Here is a 23,147-nt window from a genome sequence, read left to right on the forward strand (position 1 = left end):
ATTACTACGTATTATGTAGTGAAGATGATGCCAAAACCACAAAACACTAAAAATCAATTAATTAATTTTTATTTTAAAATCCATAGTGTTCGTTTTTGATACACATCTTGTTCGTAAATGAACAATTTATTCTGAGCGTAAAGAATCCACAGGATTGGCATTTGCCGCCTGTAGCGTCTTTACACTGATGACTAATAAGGCAAAGACAATCATAGCTAATCCACTTACTAAAAACACCCAGAAACTTATACTTGTTTTATAGGCAAAATCTTGTAACCAATTATTAATGCCGTAATATGCAATTGGTGCCGCAATGATAAAAGCAATTGCTACCAAGATTAAAAACTCTTTACATAAGAGTGCATTAATTTGAAATAATGACGCTCCTAAAACTTTGCGTACACCTATTTCTTTTACACGACGGTTGGTGGTATAAATCACAAGTCCGAGCAATCCTAAACAGCTAATGAGAATTGATAGACCTGTTGCCCAATTTAAAAGTTTAGACATCTTTTGCTCCCGATTATAAAACCTCTGGATGGTTTCATCTAAAAATTCTACGCGATAATCATCGGTCTCGGTATAGACTGCTTTATAAGCATTTTCAATTTTTGAAAGTGTTCCTTTAAAATCTGCTGATGATTCATTTTGAAAAGCAATATGAACAGCTTGAAACTGACTCCAATCTTGTTGATACCAATCTCCTCTATATGCCATGGGTTTGATATCGCTTCGCAAAGAACGTTGGAAAAAATCTGCCATAACTCCGACTATAGGCACACTTTGATCACCTAATAAAACTGTTTTTCCAATAGCTTCGTCGGGACTTTTAAAACCAAGTCTTTTTCGGCATGTCTCATTAATTACTAACTCTTTAACAGTATCATTTCTGATGGTTCGTCCTGCTATAAGATCTAACTCAAATACCTCAGCGTAATTGACGTCACCAAAAATAAATTGTAAGTCTAAATTAACCTCATTGTCACCATTATTATAAGTGACTGAAGAACTATTCGTAGAAATAGATGCAGGTGCATGGCCTCCAATACTAATCGATTTAATTTCTGGAATAGCTCTTAAATTTTCAGCATAAAGCTCTTTTTTAGAAATTTCGCGTTCCGCTCTTGGGTTATAAACAGACACAATAGCATCCGTTTTAAAACCCATATCTGTTTCTAAAAGAAAATTAATTTGTTGACCAACCAACAACGTAGCAATTACAAATACTTGAGCAATAGAAAACTGAAAAACCGTTAAGAATTTACGTAGTTTCACCTTTTTATTTCCGACAGCTAAATGATTTTTTAAAACGGAAACCGTGTTAAATTTTGAAAGTACTAATGCTGGATAAAAACCAGATAGAAATGTCACTAATAGTAATAGAATAGCAATACCAAGAATGATTAAAGGTGATTTCATCAGTTCATAGCTTAAACCTTCTGGCACAAAATCTGAAAACACATTAATCAACCATCTGGAAAGTAATAGCGATAATACTGCAGACACCAAAACCAATAAAAATGTTTCACCCATAAATTGACCTATGAGCTGTTTTCTAGAGCTTCCTAATGTTTTACGGATTCCTATTTCTTTGGCACGCTGAGAAGCTTGTGCTGTATTTAGGTTTATAAAGTTGATACAACCTAACACCAATAGAAATATAGCCACCAAAGCGAGATTTGTAAGCAGCGATTTACTAGCCTGACCTTTTGACCAATCGTAAATACCATACTTTTCGTTGAAGTGAATATCTCCTAATGGTTGCAACGTAAATTGTTGTTCATCACCATATTTTTTAGATTCTTCATCTTGGTGCTCCTTTGCTAAATTATCCAAACGATTTTGTATTGCTGATAAATCGGCATTTGACGTCACCTTTACAAATAGCTGAGACGCATCGTTGGTGTTATTCCAATTTTTATTGAGGAAATCGTCTCGCAATCGAGTTTGTAAAATTGTTGAATGCGAGATAAATTCTTCAAACACAAAATCTGTTCGTTCTTTAAAATTCTCAACAATTCCTGTAACTGTTATATGAAGTGAATCATTGTAAACTAAGGTTTTTCCAATAATATCTGAAGGTTTTGTATTTGGAAAATAATCAGCTGCTCGATTTTCGGTAAGAATAACATTATTTGGACTTGCTAAAATTTCAGATGTATTACCAGCTAAAAATTTATAATCGAAAATCTTAAAATAATCAGCATCTGCAAAAATGACGAAGTTGGGCCATTTAAATTCGGAATTTAATACTCTATTTTCAACTTTTGAAGGCCGTTCAATATAAAACCCACTAACGGTTTCAAAATTTGAATTCTCGGAAATAACATCCTCCAATGCTAATGTGACTCCTGGAATAGAAAAATTAGCCTCAGGACTCGTTAAATCTGTAACGACTCTATAAATACGATCCTTATCTTTATGAAATGTATCAAAGGTAGCATCGTAATAAATCATTAAACCAATCACAAAAGAGGCACTTAAACCAATAGTTAATCCAATAATATTAATCAGAGAAAACACCTTATGTTTCATAAGGTTCCTCCATGCTATTTTGAAATAATTTTTAATCATGATGTGTTGTTTTATAGCAAAATCCACAAGGTTTTAAACACCTTGCAGGTTGATAATGATTATTCCGTTCTTAAAGATTCTACAGGATTAGAGGTTGCGGCTTTTATTGTTTTTACAGCTATGGTTAACATGGCGATGACTACTGCTATGCCGCCTGCACCTAAAAACATCCAAATATTAAGTTCTATACGATACGCGTAATTCTGCAGCCATTTACTCATGGCCCACCATGCTATTGGAGACGCAATTAAAAAAGCGATAACGACTAATTTTAAAAAGTCTTTAGTCAGTAATATTGTAATGGCCGAGACACTCGCACCGACTATTTTACGAACTCCTATTTCCTTTTTACGCTGTGCTACAATGAGTAATGACATGGCAAACAAACCGATACAACTTAAGATTATGGCAAGTATTGAACCACTACCAATCATGGTAATCATAGTGCGCTCATGACGTAGGGTTCTATCAATATTTTCATTTAAAAAAGACCCTTGAAATTCGGCATTAGGTTCAATAGTATGCCAAGCTGCTTTTACATCGGTGTAGGCTTGCTCTAAATTTTGTGATGACACCTTAACGTATGCGTTGCGTAAATTCCAGTTAGGAAGTGCAAATAAGGTCATTGGTGCAATATTCTGGTCAAGTTCTTGAAAATTGAAATCTTTAATAACACCTACAACAGAATATACTGCATCATCTAAATCTATCTGAGAAGCTAAAATATCATCTTCATTCATCTGTTTAGCCATAGCTTCATTGATAATAACTGAAAGACTATCACTGGCTAAATTTTTTCGAAATGAACGACCTTCAATAATATCCAAGTCTAAAGTTTCAATATAATCGGCATCAACCACCACCATGTGTGTTTCTACACCGCGACCTTGATGTTCAAAACCCAAGACACTTGTAGAGCGCGAGCCATCTTTTCCTAAACCTAAAATATTATTAGATGCTGTAATACTTACAATATTAGGTTTATCTTGAAGCGTATTTCGAAGTAATTCTATAGCTTGTTGATCGTTAAGTTGTCCATTCAGAGGAAAAGCAATCACCTGATCTTTATTGAAACCTAAATCTTTAGTCCTCATAAATTCCACCTGATCCCAAAGTACAAGCGTACCACTAATCAGTAAAATAGCAATACCGAATTGCAAGACCATTAAACTATTTCGTAAATGGTTTTTACCATTGACGTCGAGCTTCCCTTTTAAACTTTGTAAGGTTCCTAGGCGACTCATTAATAATGCAGGGTAACCTCCTGCAATTAATGTAATCAGCAAAATACTTAAAATAAGCACCAACAACAATGATGGGTTTAGTAAGGTTGCCAATGACGCTTGGGTTATAAATAAGGTTTGAAAATAAGGCAGTAGAAACACAGCTAATAAAATTCCTAGTCCGATGGAAATTAAAAACACTAAAATGCTTTCGCCCCAAAACTGAAAAAACAACTGTTTTTTGTTTGCACCTAATGTTTTTCGCATGCCAATCTCACGCAAACGTTGCGCACTTTTAGCAATACTCATATTGATAAAATTCACACAAGCGATAAACAGAATTAAAGTTGAAATCCCCAAGACCAAATAAGGCATGGTACGACTCACAGTTACCGGACCTTGATTAAAATTAGCAAAACGAACATCTGCCAACGGCAATACTTTTATTTGTCTGTAAAGGCCATCTGCATTAGGTTGAAGGCCATCTCGCTTGGCATTATCAATCTCATTTTTATAATGTAATTGGGTAAAATCTGCTGTGCTTTTCTCAAATTGCTCAGGTTTTAAACCTTCAGAAAGTTGCATATACACCTCATGATTCTCCATGTCCCAACGTCCTACAGTTCTGGCATAAGCATGCTCATTTTGACTTTTAAAATTGAGAACGATATCAAAACCTATTGAACTTGTATCAGGAAAATCTTCAATAATCGCTGTGACATTAAAAGGCACTTCTACTTCATCTCTTAAAATGGTAACGGTTTGCCCTATGGGATTCTCGTCGCCAAAAATACGTTTCGCAGCTAGTTCAGTCATTACCACAGAAGACTCTGACGCTATAGGACTTGTCTTATCACCTTTTATAATTGGAAAGCTAAACATGTTAAAAAAATCGGGATCCACATAAGCCGTACTCATACGGAATTGCTTATCTTCTTGACTTAATAAGACACCAGTACTAACATAACGCGTAATTTTCTCAACTCCCGCAACCTCATCTTTTAAAGCGGCAGCAAAAGGTTCGGATTTTGAGATGTTAGCTTCAATGCCATTTAACCCACTATCTTCTGTATACACTTGATAAATTTCATCTCCATGCTCATGAAAGCGATCAAAAGACAATTGAAAAACGGCATACATCGCTAATAAAATTGCAACACCAAATGCTGCCGTAAGTCCAACCACATTAAGCGCTGTAAAAGTTCTATTCTTCCAGAGGTTTCTGAATGCTATTTTTATATAATTTTTAAACATGATTGTTCGTTTTTTGATTGATGATTATTCGGTACGCAATGACTTTACTGGATTAGACGTTGCTGCTTTAATGGCTTGAAAGCTTACAGTGATTAGTGTAATGATTAACGCTCCAAAACATGCAATGGCAAACACATCCCAACTGACTGTGGTACGATAGCTAAATTTTTGTAACCATTGTCCCATAATATAATAAGCCAACGGAGATGCAATTAACAATGCAATGAATACCAGCGTGATGAAATCTTTTGAAAGCAATAACCATAACTGACTGATGGATGCTCCTAAGACTTTACGAACACCAATTTCTTTAGTACGTTGTTCAGCCACAAAAGATGCTAATCCAAATAAACCTAAACAACTAATAAAAATCGCTAATGCTGTAAATACTCTGGCTAAACTGGCAACACGTTCTTCAGATTCAAACTTTGCACCGTATTCTTCATCCACAAACTGATAGTCGAAAGGAGTGTTTGGAAAGTTCTTTTTAAAGACACCTTCAATAAGCGCTAAATTTTCACTAGTGCTTTTTTCGGGATTAAGTCTTACATTATAAAACGCCGTATTATCATCGCTATCAAAAACATACATCGCTTGTTTTACTGGACTGTATGGCGACTGAATAATCATATCTTCAACAACTCCTACAATTTTTAGTGGTGGATCAACATTTTCAGTATCAGAATCTCTTATAAATTTACCAATTGGATTAATAAGTCCCATGTATTTCACAGCCGTTTCATTAAGTAATACAGCATTTGAGTCTGAAGCAAATTCCCGAGAAAACCCACGACCAGCAGTAACTTTTAAACCTAAAGTTTCCACAAATTCATATGAGACGGATGTATATGCTAAATCTTCCTGAAAATCAGCAGGCTTACCATCCCAAGTATAACCAGATCTATTAGACCACACATTAGTCATAGGTGCACTTGTTCCTGCCATTTCTAAAGCACCCCCAGAGGCTATAAACTGATTCCTCATGATATCTTTTTTCCCGATAAACTCGTTACTCATAACTGGAATTTGAATGAGTCCTTCTTTATCATATCCAACAGGTCGATCTTTAGAAAACTGTATTTGATTCATCACCACCAATGTTCCTATAATTAAGGCTATCGAAACGGTAAACTGTGCGACTACTAAAATTTTTCGAGGCAAAGATGAATAACGACCAGATTTGAAGGTGCCTTTTAATACCGCAACAGGATTAAAAGATGATAAATAAATGGCTGGATAACTTCCTGCTAAAAATGCCGTAATAATTACAAAAGTCAATGAAATTAACCAAAACTGAAGATTTTCCCACGGAAAAACGATGGCTTTACTAGCCAAATTATTAAATCCGTTTAAGAATAACAACACTAATCCAAGTGCAACAATAAACGACAGAAACACAATTAAAAACGATTCACTTAAAAATTGAAAAATAAGCTGACTACGTTGTGAGCCAATCGATTTTCTAATGCCAACTTCTGTCGCTCGTTTTTCGGAACGTGCGGTACTTAAATTCACAAAATTGATACAGGCTAATAACAGAATAAACAAACCTATAACACCAAACAACCAAACGTTTTCAATTCGTCCACCGGATTGCACCCCGTTTTCAAACTCACTTCGTAAATGCCAATCTTTCATAGGTAACAGGAATAATTGTGGATTAAATTGAGCTGTTTCAGATGAGGCATTTTTCTTTACATCACTAATTTTAGAGGTTACCACATCCATAGTCGTATTCTCATTAATTTGCACAAACAGCTGAAATGAATTATTTCCCCAAGCATCCTTTGACAATTCTAACCAAGGCTGTGTTGTTACATAATGTTTCCATGGAATGATGTATTCCATATCGCTAAAAGAGTTATTTGTTGGAATGTCTTTATAAACCGAAGACACAATTAAATCATCCTCATTATTCACTTTTACTATTTTTCCGAGAGCGGTTTCATTACCAAATAAAGACTTCGCAGCAGATTCTGATAACATAATTGAATTCTTCTCTTTAAGGCCATCTTTTACTCCCGAAATAATATCCAAATCCAACATATCTGTTGCTCCTTCTTGCATTGCGTTTCCGGTTCTGTAAATATTGGTTTCACCAAATTTAAGGTATCGCGGTTGCTCCCAAGATGACATCACAATATGTTTAAAGTTATCTTTATGATCTTGACGCAAGGCAAACTCTAATGGTCTCGGAATAGCAGGATCTGTTCCAATAGTATTATTTATTGTCTGACTTTGAAACACTTGAGCAATAGCCTCCTTACTTTCAAAATGATTATTAAAATTTAATTCATCAGTGACCCATAAACCAATCATAATCGTCGCTGCCATGCCAACAGCTAAACCTAAAATATTGATAAATGAATACACCTTATTTTTAATAAGATTCCGAAACGCTATTTTGAAATAATTTTTGAGCATGGCTTCTATGAATTACTGTTCGTTTTTTGATTGATTTGGCTTCGACACTTCAGTCGTAATTGATTGGTTGTTTTATGATTTACTGAAGTGTTTTCGGCCTGATTGATTGATTATTATATACCTACAAGGTTTTAAAAACCTTGCAGGATAGACTACGCTAATATATTTTCTGTTACTTTTTGTCCGTCTAACATTCTTATAATTCTGTGACTGTATTTTGCATCGTGCTCACTGTGTGTTACCATGATGATGGTTGTTCCTGCTTCATTGAGATCTATTAATAAATCCATAACTTCATTACCATTGGTACTATCTAAATTTCCTGTGGGTTCATCTGCAAGAATTAATTTGGGATTATTAACAACCGCTCTTGCCACAGCCACACGCTGTTGCTGTCCACCAGAAAGTTGTTGAGGAAAGTGATTTCTTCGGTGCATAATTTGCATTTTCTCTAAAACCGCCTCCACTTGCTGTTTACGTTCTGCTGGTTTAACACCTGTATAGATTAAGGGTAATTCTACGTTTTCAAACACCGTTAGTTCATCAATGAGATTAAAGCTTTGAAAAACAAAACCAATATTGTGTTTGCGTAATTCTGAACGCTTGCGCTCATTATAACCAGCGACTTCCGTGCCGTTAAACATAAAACTACCTCCATCAGGATCGTCTAGTAATCCCAAAATATTTAATAAGGTCGATTTCCCACATCCGGAAGGCCCCATGATCGCCACAAACTCACCTTCTTTTACATCAAACGATAATTTGTTTAAGGCTATGGTTTGTACTTCTTCGGTTTTATAGAATTTTTCTAGGTCTTTTATTTGTATCATCGTATAAGTTTTTATCTTGTAGCTTTGGCTATTAGCCCTTAGTTATTGGTTGTTAATTTTAGTCTTTTTTCTAATCTTTATTATCTTGGTTCTTGTCTCATGCTTCTATTTCAAAATCAACTCTTCCGTATCACCAAAAGCATCATAACTCGAGGTGACTACTTTATCTCCAGGATTTAATCCTTCTAAGACTTCGTAATATTCTGTATTCTGGCTTCCTAATCTTATGTTGACTTTGTACGCTGTGTTTCCATCTTCGCTGACTTTAAACATCCAGTTCCCTCCTGTTTTTTGAAAGAAGCCACCTTTCGCTACTAACAACGCTTCTTTTTCTGCACTTAAGGCCACACGAATTTGCAAATTCTGACCTCTACGAATGCCTTCAGGCACTTCACCTACAAATTTCATATCCACTTGAAAACGACCATTGGTAACTTGTGTAAATACCTTTTTAATTTCTAAAGTGTAGGTTTTATTATTCAACACAAAGGTTCCGGTTTGACCATTATAGATTCTTGAAATATAATGCTCATCAATATCCACTCTAACTTTATAACCAGTGATCACATCGACTTGACCTAACCGTGTGCCTTTATTAATAGACTGCCCAATTTCAGCATCTAGCGACGTTAACTGCCCATCAATTGGTGCTCTAACCACTAAATCTCCTACCTTTTTTCGCATTAATTCTAAAGCACTTTGGGTTCTAGCATATGAATTTCTAGCCTGATTGACTTCTAATTTTGATGAAATACTATCCTCTGATAATACTTGTTGCGCAAGTTTCATACGTTCCTTTTGGTACTCATAATTATTTTGAGACGACTCGTAGTCCATTCTTCCAATCGCCCCTTTTTCGTATAAACGTTTGTTTAAATTATAAACACGTTCGGCTTCAATGAGATTATTTTCAACATCAGTAAATTGATTTTGGCGGTTAATGGTATTTTGGCGCGCTGCATTTTGAGAAATCTGCATTTGTGTTAATAAATTATACACCGACGTTTCCTGGTTAATAAGACTCAATTCCAAATCGGTATTAGATAATCTTAAAATTGGTTCTCCTTTTTTAAGCATGGCACCATCTTCAACAAACTTCTCTTCTACACGCCCACCTTCTAAAGCATCTAAATAAATGGTGGTAATAGGAAGCACAATACCGTTAACCGGAATGTTTTCTTGAAATACATTTTCACTGACTGTACTAATTGAAATTCGCTCTTTATCAACATTCAATTTTGAACCACCTGAGGTTTGAAAAATAACATACACGATTAAAGCTATTATTACTAAAATCCCTAAAGCTAATCCTACTTTTTGATTTGAAAATTTCTTCTTTTGAATTGGAACGTCCATTTGTAATTTTTGATTTATATATTTTATATAGTGAAGATAATGCCAAAACATTAATATACTGAATTACAGCTTATTATATTTTTAGTCGAAATTAAAAGTGTCCGTTTTTGATACACTTTATGTTCAATAACGTACACTTTTGAAGGCTGTTAAAATTTAGGTTTTGTATTTTTTTTAAGCCCAAGATAAAATTGTAATATTGTAAACACATCCTTAAAATGAGTTCAATACGCTATTTCCGATGTATAACGTTCGGCTTTGAAAGGACTTCCTAATAAATAAACCTCGATTATCGAGAGATGGTACTTAAAAACGCTACAATATTAGTTATAGACGATGATGTTGATGTATTAACAGCATTGCGATTGCTATTAAAACCGCTGGTTAAAACTGTGGTTACGGAGAAAAACCCAAGTAATATTACCTCTCAAATAGCGCAAGCTAATTACGATATTATTATTCTAGACATGAATTTCAATGGCTTAGTCAATACGGGAAACGAAGGTATTTTTTGGCTGAACAAAATCCGACAGTTAAAACCTGAAACAGCTGTGATTTTAATGACCGCTTATGCTGATATTGATTTAGCCATACGCGGTTTAAAAGAAGGTGCATCTGACTTTTTAATGAAACCTTGGAAGAATGAAAAAATTGTAGAAACCATCACAACTATTCTGAGTCAGAAAAAATCGCAAAAGCTCTCAAAGAACCAGCTTCACAGCAATTCTGTTGAAATTATTGGCACTAGTGATGTGATGACAGATGTCTTTACAAAGCTCAAAAAAGTAGCACCAACAGATGCCAACGTTTTAATCCTTGGTGAAAACGGTACAGGTAAAGATTTAATTGCTCGTGCGCTTCATGATAACTCCAACAGAAAACACCAACCGTTTGTAAAAGTCGATGTTGGTGCTTTAACAGAATCGCTATTTGAAAGTGAATTATTTGGCTATAAAAAAGGGGCTTTCACCGATGCTAGAGAAGATAGAAAAGGCCGATTTGAAGCCTCCCATGGTGGCACACTATTTTTAGATGAAATAGGAAATATTAGTTTGAGTCAGCAAGCCCGATTACTCACCGTCTTACAAAACAGACAAGTGACTCCTTTGGGCTCAAATGAACCAATCCCTATCGATATTCGATTAATTTGCGCTACTAATATCGATCCTCAAGTTTTAGCAGATGAAAAGAGGTTCAGGAAAGATTTAATCTACAGAATTAATACGGTTGATATTGTTGTGCCTCCATTAAGAGATCGTGGCACTGACATTACAGCGTTAGCACACCATTTTGTGACTTTATATGCTGAAAAATATAATAAAAACCCCTTTTCTTTTGATTCCGGATTTATTTCGAAGCTCAAAAAACACGACTTTCCTGGTAATGTAAGAGAGCTTCAATACGTTTTAGAACGCGCCATTATTATGACTGACGGTTCGGTCTTAAAACCGGAGGATTTAGTATTTTCCTCTATAGAACGGTCGTCGGCAGCTTCAAGTACGGAAACTCAAAGTTTAAACTTGGATGATATTGAAAGAAATGCCATTTTAAATGTTCTTGAAAAAAATAAAGGTAATGTCTCTAAATCGGCTAAAGATCTAGGGATTACCAGAGCAGCTTTATACAGAAGACTAGAAAAGTATGAACTATAGAAGTTACATTCTTTGGCTCTTTTTTAGAGTGCTTCTTTTAGTAGGTGCCATACTCGCATTAGCCTATTTCGTTTACAACGATCAATCCACTTATTTTGTTATTATTAGCATCGCGCTACTCTATTTACTCATAAACACCTATACCTTTGTAAAACGCCGTTTTGTTGCTATAGACGATTTTTTTGAAGCCGTCAAATATCGTGATTTTTCAAGATGGTTTCCGGAAGATAGAGGACCTAAAGACATTCGTTTTTTATATACGGGTTTTAACGAAATAAACCGAACCATAAAGGAAATCAACTCCCAAAACGAAGCACAATACGTGTATCTTCAAAAGATTTTAGAAATGGTAGATATTGGCATTATTGCGTATAATTTGGAATCTGGTGATGTCCTTTGGAGTAACGATTCTTTTGGCGAAACTTTAGACATGCCATCGTTTAAAAATATTCGATTTGTAGAAAACAGGAAACCCGAATTATTTACGACCATTTTTGAAACCTACCACAGAGAACCCAATTCTATCTCCATAGCACTTCAGAATGAAAGTATAAAAATCTTAATTTCTGATACCGTATTTCAAGTTAAAGAGGATGCTTTCAAATTAATTGTAATTCAGAATATCGATGATACTTTAAATAAAAATGAATCGGAATCTTGGAAGAAACTTTTAAGTGTGATGACACACGAGATTATGAATTCTATTGCGCCGATTTCATCCTTAGCAGATACCCTTCAAAAAAACTTACAATTAGCCATAGAACAACCTGAAGAAACACGCCTTGAGTTAGACGATTTAAACGCTGGAGTTAAAACCATTAAAAACCGTAGTGAAGGTCTTTTAAAATTTGCGAAGACCTATAGAAGTTTGAGTAAAGTCACACACCTCAACCTACAACGTGTTAAAATTGAAGACTTATTTAATAATCTTCAGTTGTTAATGGAACCTTCAATAAAGGCTAAAAATATAAGCATAGCTTTTAATGTTACCTCTCCTAAACTAGAATTGGATATTGACACCCATCTTATAGAACAAGTCTTAATCAACCTTATTTTAAACGCTGTTGATGCTTGTAAAGATGGAGCCCATCCCGAAATTAAAGTCCTTGCTTCTGAAAACCCAAATAGAGATATTGTAATTAAAGTTTTAGACAATGGCTCTGGAATTCCTAAAGATATTCTAGAAAACATCTTTGTACCGTTCTTTACTAGTAAAACCACAGGAAGCGGCATTGGATTAAGCCTTTGCAAGCAAATTATGTTGCTTCATAAAGGTAGAATTATTGTAAAAAGTGTGGAAAGTGAAGGTTCTGTATTTAGTTTGGTGTTTTAAAAATACCATTTCCTTCATTTACTTTGCCTTAACAAAATATTTAATTAAGTTTTCAATAAAAATCTAAACTAATAAGAATTACTCTTTAGACAGTTTATCTAAGAACATTTTAATTGAAATATCAGGCGGGATATCTAATTTCTTTTTTAATCGGCTTCTCGCCACCTTTACCGTATTAGGAGTAACATTTAATATCGTAGCAGTTTCTTTAATTGACAAATTCATTTTTGTTAATAAGCAATAGCGAATTTGCGTGTCTGATAAATTAGGATATTTGTTTAATAATTTAGCCGACATTGTTGGGTATTCTGATTCTATCCTTTTAGTAATAATAGACATATCTGAAGCGGACTTTATAAGATTATTTATTTTAGACTTGGCTTCTTCTAACTTTGGAATTTGTGGTTTTTTTATTTCGTCTAGTTCATTTTTTATTAATGTCAGCATTTCTATGCGCCTTGATAAAGCTATAGCGGAGGCTTCTAGTTCATTTTCGCGCAGTGTAATTTTTTCTTCAAGAAGTTTTTTCTCGTTACTCTTTAAAACCTCTATAACTTTTTCGCCTTTTTTATATTTTCTAAATAATAGAATACTACCTAATAAAAGAATGATACTTACAAGTATGGCACTAATACTTAAATAATAGAGTTCTTGCTTTTTGTTTTTTATTTCAAGTAACTCCATATCAAAAAGCATTTGCTGACTTTTTTGTTTTTCTTTTAGAAGTTTAATGTTAGAATCAATGTAACTAGACAATGCTTTTTTCTCATTAGCTCTTAAACTATCAACTAGCGCACCCTTCTTTTTATATACGTCTATGGCATTTAAGTATTGTTTTTTCTCCATATAGTACTCGGCAAGCCTATTGTAAGTGTCTTTCTTATATTCTGCACCAGAGGCTAACTGAATGGCTTCTTTTCTATAAGCAATTGCTTTATCTAAATCTCCTGCAGCATGATAAAATGTACTTAAATAAGCTGTATTATTAAATACGAGTTGATGAAAGTTATTTTCTAAACAATTTTTTCTCACAACTAAGGCAGAATCAATAGCTCTTTGCACATCTCCTAATCTAAAATAGTCATTTGCTAATTTGTTTTTAGTCCACCATATTTCATAACTTTTATTGTCTTTTATAGCTAAATCTAATAATGCTTTATGCAAGGGGTAGCTTTTTTCGGGCATTTCTTTTTGGACATAATTAGCTGAAATATTTTCTAATAACCTCTTTTTTATAAAAGACCCAAGACCAACAGTATCTTTTAAAAGAGGCGTGAGCACTTCAAGCGCTTTATCGTACTGGAATTTATGATAGTAGATTTGAGAAATAGAAATATTATAAGCTATTGATAATCTCACATTTCCTTTGGGGATTAAAGGATAAACTTTAAAATAACTTTCTAAGCCCTGTTCGGGCAAACCAAAACCATTGGCTAATATTTGACCTTTATTTAAGTAATAATCTGGAAGTTGTAGTTCTCTTATTAAAGTGGTGTCCTCTTGAATACTCTTAGTTGCTATTTTAGTTTCAAAAAGGTCAGCATAATGCAACACACTATCTAGGTTTGCTCTTTTACTTGTGCCATGTTGCCAAACCAATGATTTATACGCCGAAAGAATACCTTTATCATAAGATAGTTTTTTAGATTGCTTCAAAAGTTTGTTATGTACAATATATGATTCTTCTGTAGCCAAACCATAGTATTCACGATGTAAACTATCTAAGTCACTAATTTTAATTATACGTTCTTTATCTTGAGCATTTAATGAAGTGCAAATGATAAATGATACAATGAGTAACATTATTTTTTCTAAGGCATTTGAAAACATACAAACGTTAATTTTTATTATCTATGTGAACCGGTAATTCTTCTCAGAAAAAAGAACTATTATTCGTGTTTTAAAATTTAATAAATCGTTAAAGCCTTTAATAATAACGAAAGTTTACAATATAATTAGAGTAATTAAATATATTTCTGAATTTTTATGATAATCATGATTTTCGCGGTATTTATTTACCAGAACCTCCACGATTCTCATTGTTAAACCCTATCCTAATTATTTTTTTAAATCAATTTTAACGCCTTCATTTTTGCGGAATTTATTGATCTTTTTTATCCAAAAACCAACTAATTAATGTGGTTTTATTTCATAAAAACTCAATTAAAACTCAATATATCAGCTTAATTCTAATTTTTTTAATAAGAATAGCGCTTTTTCTATTGCAAATCTAATATTCTATTAAACAGATCATTATCAGTATATTAAAATAAGTCAAGTTAATTAAATTTGGCTTGATTACCTTTTGATAACCCTTAAAACTCAAAAATAAGAAAGATAATGTCCAACTTTAGCTTCATAAGTTTTAAAAATTTGCAAGAGCTATTTTTTTAAACTATTAGAACACTAACTTTTTAATCCAAACTTTATGAAAAAAATTACTTATCTATTTATCGTAATGATTGCTTTTTGTTGGCGATCCAATGCACAATTTACTGAGAGTTTCGAAACTGAAATTCCAGCAACATGGACTATTTTAGATCTTGCTAGTACAACAACGTGGGAGTGGGATGATACACCAGAAGATGGAGCACAAGATGGTTCTGCCGTTGTAAAGATTGGGTCTGGGTATCCTGATGCTAACGATGATTACTTAATTACACCTCAAATTTCAGTGACTTCTGGCTTAAACGATAGATTAACATTTTATGTAAAATCGAGAAGTGGCTTGTATTTAGAGCCGTATGAAGTATTATTGTCTACTACTACCGCCACTGCTGCAGATTTCACTGTTATTCTTCAGCCAGAAACTGAAGCTCCTAATGAATGGACCAAAGTAACAATAGATTTGTCTGCTTATAATGGGCAATCAATTTATGTTGCTCTTAAGTCCACGTCAATTGATAACTGGGAATTGTATGTAGATAATTTTGTAAATGACACATTTCCTGCTTGTATGGAGCCTACAGAATTAACAGTTGATAATATTTCTACTGCAACAGTAGATTTAGCTTGGACAGAGAATGGTACTGCTTCAGCTTGGAACATAGAAATTGTAGATATTACTGCTGGTGGATCTGTAACTGGTGTTCCAACTTTTAGTGGAGTTACTAATCCTTATACGGCAACTAGTTTAGCGTCTGGTACACAATATGAATTTTATGTGCAAGCAGATTGTGGTGTAGTTGATGGCCCTTCTATTTGGGTAGGTCCAATGTCGTTTACGACGGTTTGTGATACTTTTACTGCGCCTTACACACAAAATTTTGAGAATGCTGGTGATATTCCTGCTTGTTGGACAATGTCTAGCGATTCAGGACAAGAAGATTGGTTTTTTAGAGATTCTGGTCCAAGTCACGTTGGTGATGGAGGAGACCTCTCAGGCAGTACATTATCAAATGGCTATTATGCTGTTTGTGATGCATCGAGTAATCATGGTCCAAGATATTTAATGAGCCCTTTTGTAGATGTAAGTACGTTAACTACGCCTGAACTACGTTTTTATGAAATAAGTAATGCTGAAGATTCAAGTAACGCACAATTAGATGTTGAAATTTGGGATGGTGCTGCTTGGAATCTTATGGCTACATTTGATACAAATACAGACGGTTGGGAGTTAAAAATAATAGATATAAGTACGTTAACATATACAGGGCCAGCACAAGCTCGCTTTACCTTTTCTGAGCCTAATGGTGGTAGTGATGACGATATAGCTATTGATGATGTCATTTTTGATAACCCTATACCTTGTATCTTTCCTGCAGATTTAGTTGCCTCAAATGAATCAACAACGACAGTAGATTTAGCATGGACAGAAACAGGAACTGCAACAGCTTGGAATATTGAAATTGTAAATATAACTGCAGAAGAAACTGTAACAGGTATAGCAACACTAACTGGAGTTTCTAATCCTTATACAGTAACAGGTTTATTACCAAATACAGTTTATGAATTTTATGTCCAATCAAATTGTGGTGCCATAGATGGAAATTCGTCTTGGATAGGACCAGTATCTATTATAACTGATTGTGAAGCTCTGACAGCACCATATACAGAAGGTTTTGATAATGGTGGTGCAATACCAGATTGTTGGAGAATGTATAGCGATTCAGGAGAGGAAGAATGGTTTTTTGAAGCATCAGGATTAAGCCATGTTGGTAATGACGGTGTCATAACAGGGAGTACGGCATCAGGTGGTTTCTATGCCGCAGCAGATGCCTCTGGCGAGCATGGGCCTAGATATTTATTGAGCCCTTTTGTAGATGTAAGTGGACTTACAACACCTGCATTGAGCTTTTATGAAATTAGCAATTCTGAAGACTCAGCCAATGCTCAGTTAGATGTAGAAGTTTGGGATGGTGCTGCCTGGAACCTTATGGCAACCTATAATACAAACACATCAGGATGGGAATTAAAAACTTTAGATATTAGTGATTTAACGTTTACTGGACCAGCACAAGCTAGATTTACATTTTCTGAAGTCATTGAACCAGGTGATTTTGATGATGATATCGCTATTGATGATGTTACTTTTGATGAAGCTCCTTTATGTATGTCTCCTACAGCATTAACTGTTACAAATATTACAACTACATCTGCTGATTTGTCATGGATCGGCAACGGCACAGCTACAGCATGGAACATTGAAGTTGTGAATATAACAGCAGGTGAAACCGCTACAGGCGTTGCAACAGTATTTGGAGTTACAAACCCATATACCCTTTCAGGTTTAACAGATGATAATTATTACGAGTTCTATGTACAATCTGAATGTGATGTAGATGGAGTTTCTCTTTGGACTGGGCCATATGCGTTTAGAACAGCTATTATCCCACCTGCTTGTGGTGGTATCTTCGTTGATGGTGGCGGAATCAATGGTAATTATTCAAATTCTGAATTTTCGTCTACAACTATTCTTCCAGATTCTGCTGGACAAGCAGTAACTATTACGTTTACATACGTTGATATAGAAGTAGACACCTTTGGTTCTGGAGAACAAGATGGATGTTACGATTACTTAACTATATATAACGGTCCAGATAACACATACCCAGTTTTAGCTCAAACGCTATGCGGACAAGACAGTGGTAATGGAGACAATACTATAGTTGCAAGTAGTGAACTTCATATAGGTGACTTTTACACTTCTACAGATCCATCAGGAGCCTTAACTATTGAATTTACATCTAACCCTTATTCTAACTTAACAGGATGGGAAGCAACAGTAACTTGTACTGCTTTAAGTGTTGATGATGTCGTTAATGAATCTGCATTTACCTATTTCCCTAATCCAGTAAAAAACACATTAACATTGAATGCTAAAAAAAGTATCGAAAATATAACTGTGTATAATATGCTAGGTCAAGAAGTACTAAGAACAACGCCTAATAACATTGCTAGTGAATTAGACATGTCTAACTTAAATATAGGGACATATTTTGTTAAAGTAACTATAGCAAATGTTACAGAAACGATACGAGTACTTAAACAATAAATTTGTTTGTAAAATACAAAAGCCACTTAATTTCACTTTGTGGCTTTTGTTTTTTTAAAACATACCTGAACAGGTTACCTGTTTATAAATTGACTGATTTTTTTAGCGAATTAAATAAAAACTGAAATGAATAAGAATATCTTCAAACTGACCTTTTTAGCATTCTGCATGCTTGGAAGTTCAATAGCCTTATGTCAAACAATATCTCCTCCAGTTGGAGTCTCTTGCCCGTCTAACAACTCTACGTTTGTATTTACAGCCGAATTTGATGATTCTGATGGATGGATAGGAGATATCACAAACAATAATATTGGGGGAAACTGGGAAATACCAGGAAATTCAGATAGTAGCTCAACAGGACCAAGTTCACCATATAGTGGCTCTAATTATATGAATTTTGAAGCGTCTGGTAATGTTAACCAGGAATCGGCATCAATAATTAGTCCTGTTATTGATCTTACTACAGCTACAGATAGTGCAGAACTATCTTTTTATATGCATGCCTATGGTGACAATATGGGGGAATTGGAAGTTGGTATTTCTACTTCAATTTCGGGGCCTTTTACAAATGTATTTACATGGACTGGTCAATTACAGACATCTAGTTCTGAAGATTGGGTACCAGTAGGTGTTAATTTAGATGCTTATCTCGGGCAATCTATATATCTTGAGTTTAAAAATACGCGAGCAACTTTTAGCAGTAGAGCAGATATGTCTATTGATTTGGTACGTGTAGAAACTTGTGGAACATTTTGTATTTCGCCAACGCTATCTCTTAATTACGTGAATTCTAATGACACATATGCTTTTGCCAGCTTTGCTTGGGAAGCTAATGATAGTGAATCGTCATGGGAGTATGTTGTGATCCCTTCGGAATCTAGCATTCCTTCATCGGGTACATTCTCTTCTGTTACAAGTATTATAGAAAACAACCTATTATTTGATACAGCGTATGATGTATATGTAAGAGCAAATTGTACAAATGGCAATAGTATTTGGGCAGGCCCTCTTACTTTTACAACACCAATACAAACAGACTTTATCATTGATTGTAATGAAGGCCCATTAGTGGAGTCTATGTGTTATGGGGATAATGGAGTGGTTAATCCCGAAGTCTTTACTTTTACAAGTACAGATGGTACGCCTTTAACTTTAACTTTTCAGTCGGGTTATATTCAAGATGGATGGGACCCATTGGTAGTTATTGATACTGATGGCTCTCCTATTGTGGCTTACACTGATTATTTCTTTGGTAATGAAGGCAATCTAGCAGGCGTTTCTTATACATCTAGCGGTAATAGAATATCATTTTATATCGCTTCAGATGATTTTTTACCCTCAAGTTGTGCTAGTGGAGACTTACCTATGAAAGATGGTATTAACTATACTGTTTCTTGTGCTACATGTACAAATTCAGAGTCAACCTTCGCATTTGTGGATGATTGTGACAATGGTGATCAATATTTATTGGATGTTAATGTTACATCATTAGGTAGCGCAACATCATTAACCTTATCTAACAATATAGACCCAAATACCACTACTATTACATCAACAGGCATTTACCAAATAGGACCTTTTCCTTTTAATGTGGATGTCATATATACTTTAAATAACGATCAAGATTTCAATTGTGTATTCAACAGTTTACCAATACAACTAACAGGTTGTATTCCTGACAACAATGATTGCTCAAACGCTACAATCGCAGTTGTAAATACAGATAACAGTTGTGACCAGTTAAATTTTGGTACGATTTTATCGGCAACCCCATCTGGTACACCTGATCCTTCTTGTTCAGGAGACCCTGATGATGATGTATGGTTTCAGTTTACAGCTTTACATGACAACCAAATAATATCATTTGAAAACATAGTTGTTAATGGTAATTCGTCCGGTATTAATCATGCTGTTTACGAAGGTAGTTGCGGCAACCTTAGTGAATTGTATTGTATGGATAGTACCACGAGCACTACTCCGCAATTAGTCATTGGTAATACTTATTATATAAGAGTATTTTCAGAAGGCTCTGAAGCTGAGGATGTAACTTTTGATTTATGTATTAAACCTGGTTTTAATAGCATAGAAGTAACTGATGATTCTCATACTATTGAAGAATTGATACAAGACGTATTATTTGGAAGTGATTGTGCTAATGTTTCAAATATTACTTTTTCAACAGGTACGAGCTTTAGTAGCGATCAACCAAACGGAATAGGTTATTTTACAATGGACGGAGATGAATTCCCTTTTAGTGAAGGAGTTTTAATGAGTACAGGACATGCCATAGAAGCAGCCGGAACAAACGACAATCTAATGAGTGCAGGCGGAAGCGCATGGCCAGGGGATTATGACTTAGACAATAATTTTGGTATAAATTCTAGAAATGCAACTATAATAGAATTTGACTTTGTACCCTATGTACCAGAAATTAGCTTTGATTTCCTAATGGCTTCAGAGGAATACACCGGAGCTATTGGTGGTACTGATGAATGTAATTTCTCAGATGCTTTTGCTTTTTTCTTAACAGATTCAAGCGACAACACAACCAATCTGGCAGTAATTCCATTTTCCAACACTCCAATTTTAACAACTAATGTTCATCCTCAAAATTCTGAATGCCCTGCTATTAATGAAGAATATTTTGGAGAATATATCACAGCAAATTTACCACCAATGAATTATAATGGTAGAACAACTGTGTTTACGGCTCAAGCATCCGTAAATATTGGAGAAACTTATCATATAAAGCTCATTGTTGCAGACGATAGAGATTCGCAATACGATACTGGCGTTTTCCTTAAAGCAGGTAGTTTTGATATTGGAGAATTAAGTTTAGGTGATGATATTACTATTGATGCAGGCACAGCAACTTGTTTAAATGAACCTGTAATTATAAACACACATGCACCTGAATTTCCACATGTTTGGTATAAAGACGGATTTGTTATTCCTGGTGAAACATCTTCTACGTTAACAGTTACTGAATCTAATTATTATGACGTTCAAGTTATCTTCTCAGAAGACTGTATGATAACAGATGGTATTCTTGTTGAATTTCTACCAGAACCAATAGCGAATCCTGCTGCTGATTTATTTGAATGTTCTACAACAAACCAAGCATTCTTTGATCTTACAGAAAATAATGATGCTATTTTAGGTGACCAAAACGCTGCAGATTTTACAATTACATATCATAGTGCTGAACAAGATGCTATAGATAACTTAAGTGAATTGATGTCGCCTTACAATAACACATCAAACCCTCAGACAATTTATGTTAGAGTAGAAGATAATGCTACAGGTTGTTTTGCCACAACAACATTTGCTATAGCCACCTCTACTCCAACACATACCGCTGCAAGTGTAGACTTTATTGGATGTGATTTTGATAACGATGGCATTGTTAGTTTTGATTTATCAGAACACGATTCAGCCATCCTTAATGGTCAAGATGCTTCATTGTATAACGTTACTTATTACACATCTCAAGCAGATGCTATATTAGCTACAGGAGCAATTTCAGGAAATTATGATAGCTCAGGTGAAACTTTATTTGTGAGAGTAGAATCTAGTAATTATATAAATTGTTATGTAACTAATAGCTTCAATTTGGTAATTGGAAGTGAACCCGTTACAAATTTCTCTACAGATTTTGACTATGAAGTATGTCCTAATGCTTCAACTCCAATAATTATTGAGGCAATGCCAGAAAACTATTCACCTTCAGAAGTATCTATTGTTTGGTATCGTGACGGTGGTGTTATAGATAACGAAAATAGCTTAAGCTTAGAGGTATTAGATGCTGGATTATATGAAATTGAAGTCATATTTAATGATACAGGGTGTAATCAATTTACAGAAGTTACAGTTATAGAATTAGACAACTGTGTTATTCCTCAAGGAATTTCACCAGGAGTCTCTCCTGGACAAAATGATTATTTCGATTTAAGCAGTTTTAATGTTACCAAACTAGAAATTTTTAATAGAAATGGAACCCTTGTATATTCTAAAACCAATTATACAAACGAATGGGAAGGCCAAACTAATGATGGAGAAGAACTTCCAGTAGGCACTTATTTCTACACTATGGAATATGAAGGAGGAAACAAAACAAGAAGTTCTTGGGTATACATTAACAGATAATCAACTAACAGAATCAACTTTATATAATGAAAAAACTCTCTATTATAGCGGTTTTGCTTTTAGCATTTCAGATGCATGGGCAACAAGACCCTCAGTACACACAGTACATGTATAATATGAATATAGTAAACCCTGCTTATGCAGGTTCAAGAGAAAATCTTTCTTTTGGACTACTATACAGAAACCAATGGACTAAAATTGAAGGTGGCCCTGAAACAGGTACATTCTTTGGTCATGCGCCAGTTGGAAATAATCTTGGAATAGGATTATCTGTTATTGCAGATCATATTGGTCCTGTTAAAGAAACTAATGCTTATGTAGATGTCTCATACACCTTAAACTTAGGCGGCGAACACCGTTTAGCTTTTGGTGTTAAAGCAGGAGCTACATTCCATGACATTGATTTATCAAATGGAAACGTTGCTGTGATAGATACTAACGATCCTTTCTTTGGATTTGGTATTAATGAAACAACACCAAACATTGGTGCTGGTTTCTTTTACTACACTGAAAAATATTATTTATCATTATCTGTACCTAACTTATTATCATCTGTTCATTTAGACGATGGTAATCGTAAAATAGGATCTGAAACACAGCACTATTTCTTAACTGGTGGTTACGTGTTTGATCTTTCACCAAATACAGAACTTAAACCATCGTTTATGGTAAAATCTGCTTTTGATGCACCTACATCATTTGATGTTAATTTAAATGCGAGATTCTTTAAGAAATTTGAAATTGGGGCTTCGTATAGATTAGATGATTCATTTTCTGGTTTGGTAAACTTAGCGTTAACACCAAATATTAGAATTGGATATGCATACGATGCAATTTCATCCGATATTAAAGCATATGCAC

Annotated in this window: 11 protein-coding genes; 5 read left to right on the forward strand and 6 right to left on the reverse strand. The window is 34.5% G+C overall.

Going from position 1 to position 23,147, the window contains the following annotated elements; genetic code table 11:
* Positions 1-126: 126 nt before the first annotated feature.
* From KO504_RS06480 to KO504_RS06500, 5 genes are all read right to left on the reverse strand, one after another.
* Complete coding sequence (locus tag KO504_RS06480; RefSeq protein ID WP_215925512.1) at positions 127-2,574, reverse strand: ABC transporter permease; 2,448 nt, start codon at positions 2,572-2,574, stop codon at positions 127-129.
* Positions 2,575-2,633: 59 nt separating this feature from the next.
* Positions 2,634-5,051: an FtsX-like permease family protein gene (locus tag KO504_RS06485; protein ID WP_215925513.1), complete on the reverse strand. Its 2,418-nt coding sequence runs from the start codon at positions 5,049-5,051 to the stop codon at positions 2,634-2,636.
* Positions 5,052-5,075: 24 nt separating this feature from the next.
* Positions 5,076-7,475: an ABC transporter permease gene (locus tag KO504_RS06490; protein ID WP_215925514.1), complete on the reverse strand. Its 2,400-nt coding sequence runs from the start codon at positions 7,473-7,475 to the stop codon at positions 5,076-5,078.
* Between the two features lie 152 nt (positions 7,476-7,627).
* Positions 7,628-8,305 (reverse strand): ABC transporter ATP-binding protein, encoded by a 678-nt coding sequence (locus tag KO504_RS06495; protein ID WP_215925515.1) that lies wholly within the window; start codon positions 8,303-8,305, stop codon positions 7,628-7,630.
* A 105-nt stretch (positions 8,306-8,410) separates the two neighbouring features.
* Positions 8,411-9,661 carry an efflux RND transporter periplasmic adaptor subunit gene (locus tag KO504_RS06500; protein ID WP_215925516.1) on the reverse strand — a complete coding sequence of 417 codons (1,251 nt, stop codon included), beginning with the start codon at positions 9,659-9,661 and terminating at the stop codon, positions 8,411-8,413.
* Positions 9,662-9,960: 299 nt separating this feature from the next.
* Between KO504_RS06500 and KO504_RS06505 the strand changes: the two genes are divergently transcribed.
* Together KO504_RS06505 and KO504_RS06510 are read left to right on the forward strand one after the other, a co-directional pair.
* Positions 9,961-11,313 carry a sigma-54-dependent transcriptional regulator gene (locus KO504_RS06505; RefSeq protein WP_215925517.1) on the forward strand — a complete coding sequence of 451 codons (1,353 nt, stop codon included), beginning with the start codon at positions 9,961-9,963 and terminating at the stop codon, positions 11,311-11,313.
* A complete protein-coding gene (locus KO504_RS06510; protein ID WP_215925518.1) occupies positions 11,303-12,646 on the forward strand; it encodes a sensor histidine kinase in 1,344 nt (447 codons plus the stop codon). The genes KO504_RS06505 and KO504_RS06510 overlap by 11 nt, the downstream gene beginning before the upstream one ends.
* A gap of 78 nt (positions 12,647-12,724) precedes the next feature.
* On the opposite strand, the gene KO504_RS06515 is transcribed toward KO504_RS06510, so the two are convergent.
* On the reverse strand, positions 12,725-14,476 hold the full coding sequence (locus tag KO504_RS06515) for a tetratricopeptide repeat protein (protein WP_215925519.1): 1,752 nt from the start codon (positions 14,474-14,476) through the stop codon (positions 12,725-12,727).
* 598 nt (positions 14,477-15,074) lie between these two features.
* On the opposite strand from KO504_RS06515, the gene KO504_RS06520 reads away from it, so the two are divergent.
* The 3 genes from KO504_RS06520 to KO504_RS06530 form a co-directional block, all read left to right on the forward strand.
* Complete coding sequence (locus KO504_RS06520) at positions 15,075-18,140, forward strand: T9SS-dependent choice-of-anchor J family protein (RefSeq protein ID WP_215925520.1); 3,066 nt, start codon at positions 15,075-15,077, stop codon at positions 18,138-18,140.
* Positions 18,141-18,266: 126 nt separating this feature from the next.
* Positions 18,267-22,286, forward strand: coding sequence for a choice-of-anchor L domain-containing protein (locus KO504_RS06525; RefSeq protein WP_215925521.1), 4,020 nt, complete (start codon positions 18,267-18,269; stop codon positions 22,284-22,286).
* Between the two features lie 26 nt (positions 22,287-22,312).
* The coding region (locus tag KO504_RS06530; RefSeq protein ID WP_215925522.1) for a PorP/SprF family type IX secretion system membrane protein at positions 22,313-23,147 on the forward strand (835 nt) is incomplete at its 3' end.

The sequence above is a fragment of the Winogradskyella psychrotolerans genome, assembly GCF_018860565.1.
Taxonomy (GTDB): domain Bacteria; phylum Bacteroidota; class Bacteroidia; order Flavobacteriales; family Flavobacteriaceae; genus Winogradskyella; species Winogradskyella damuponensis.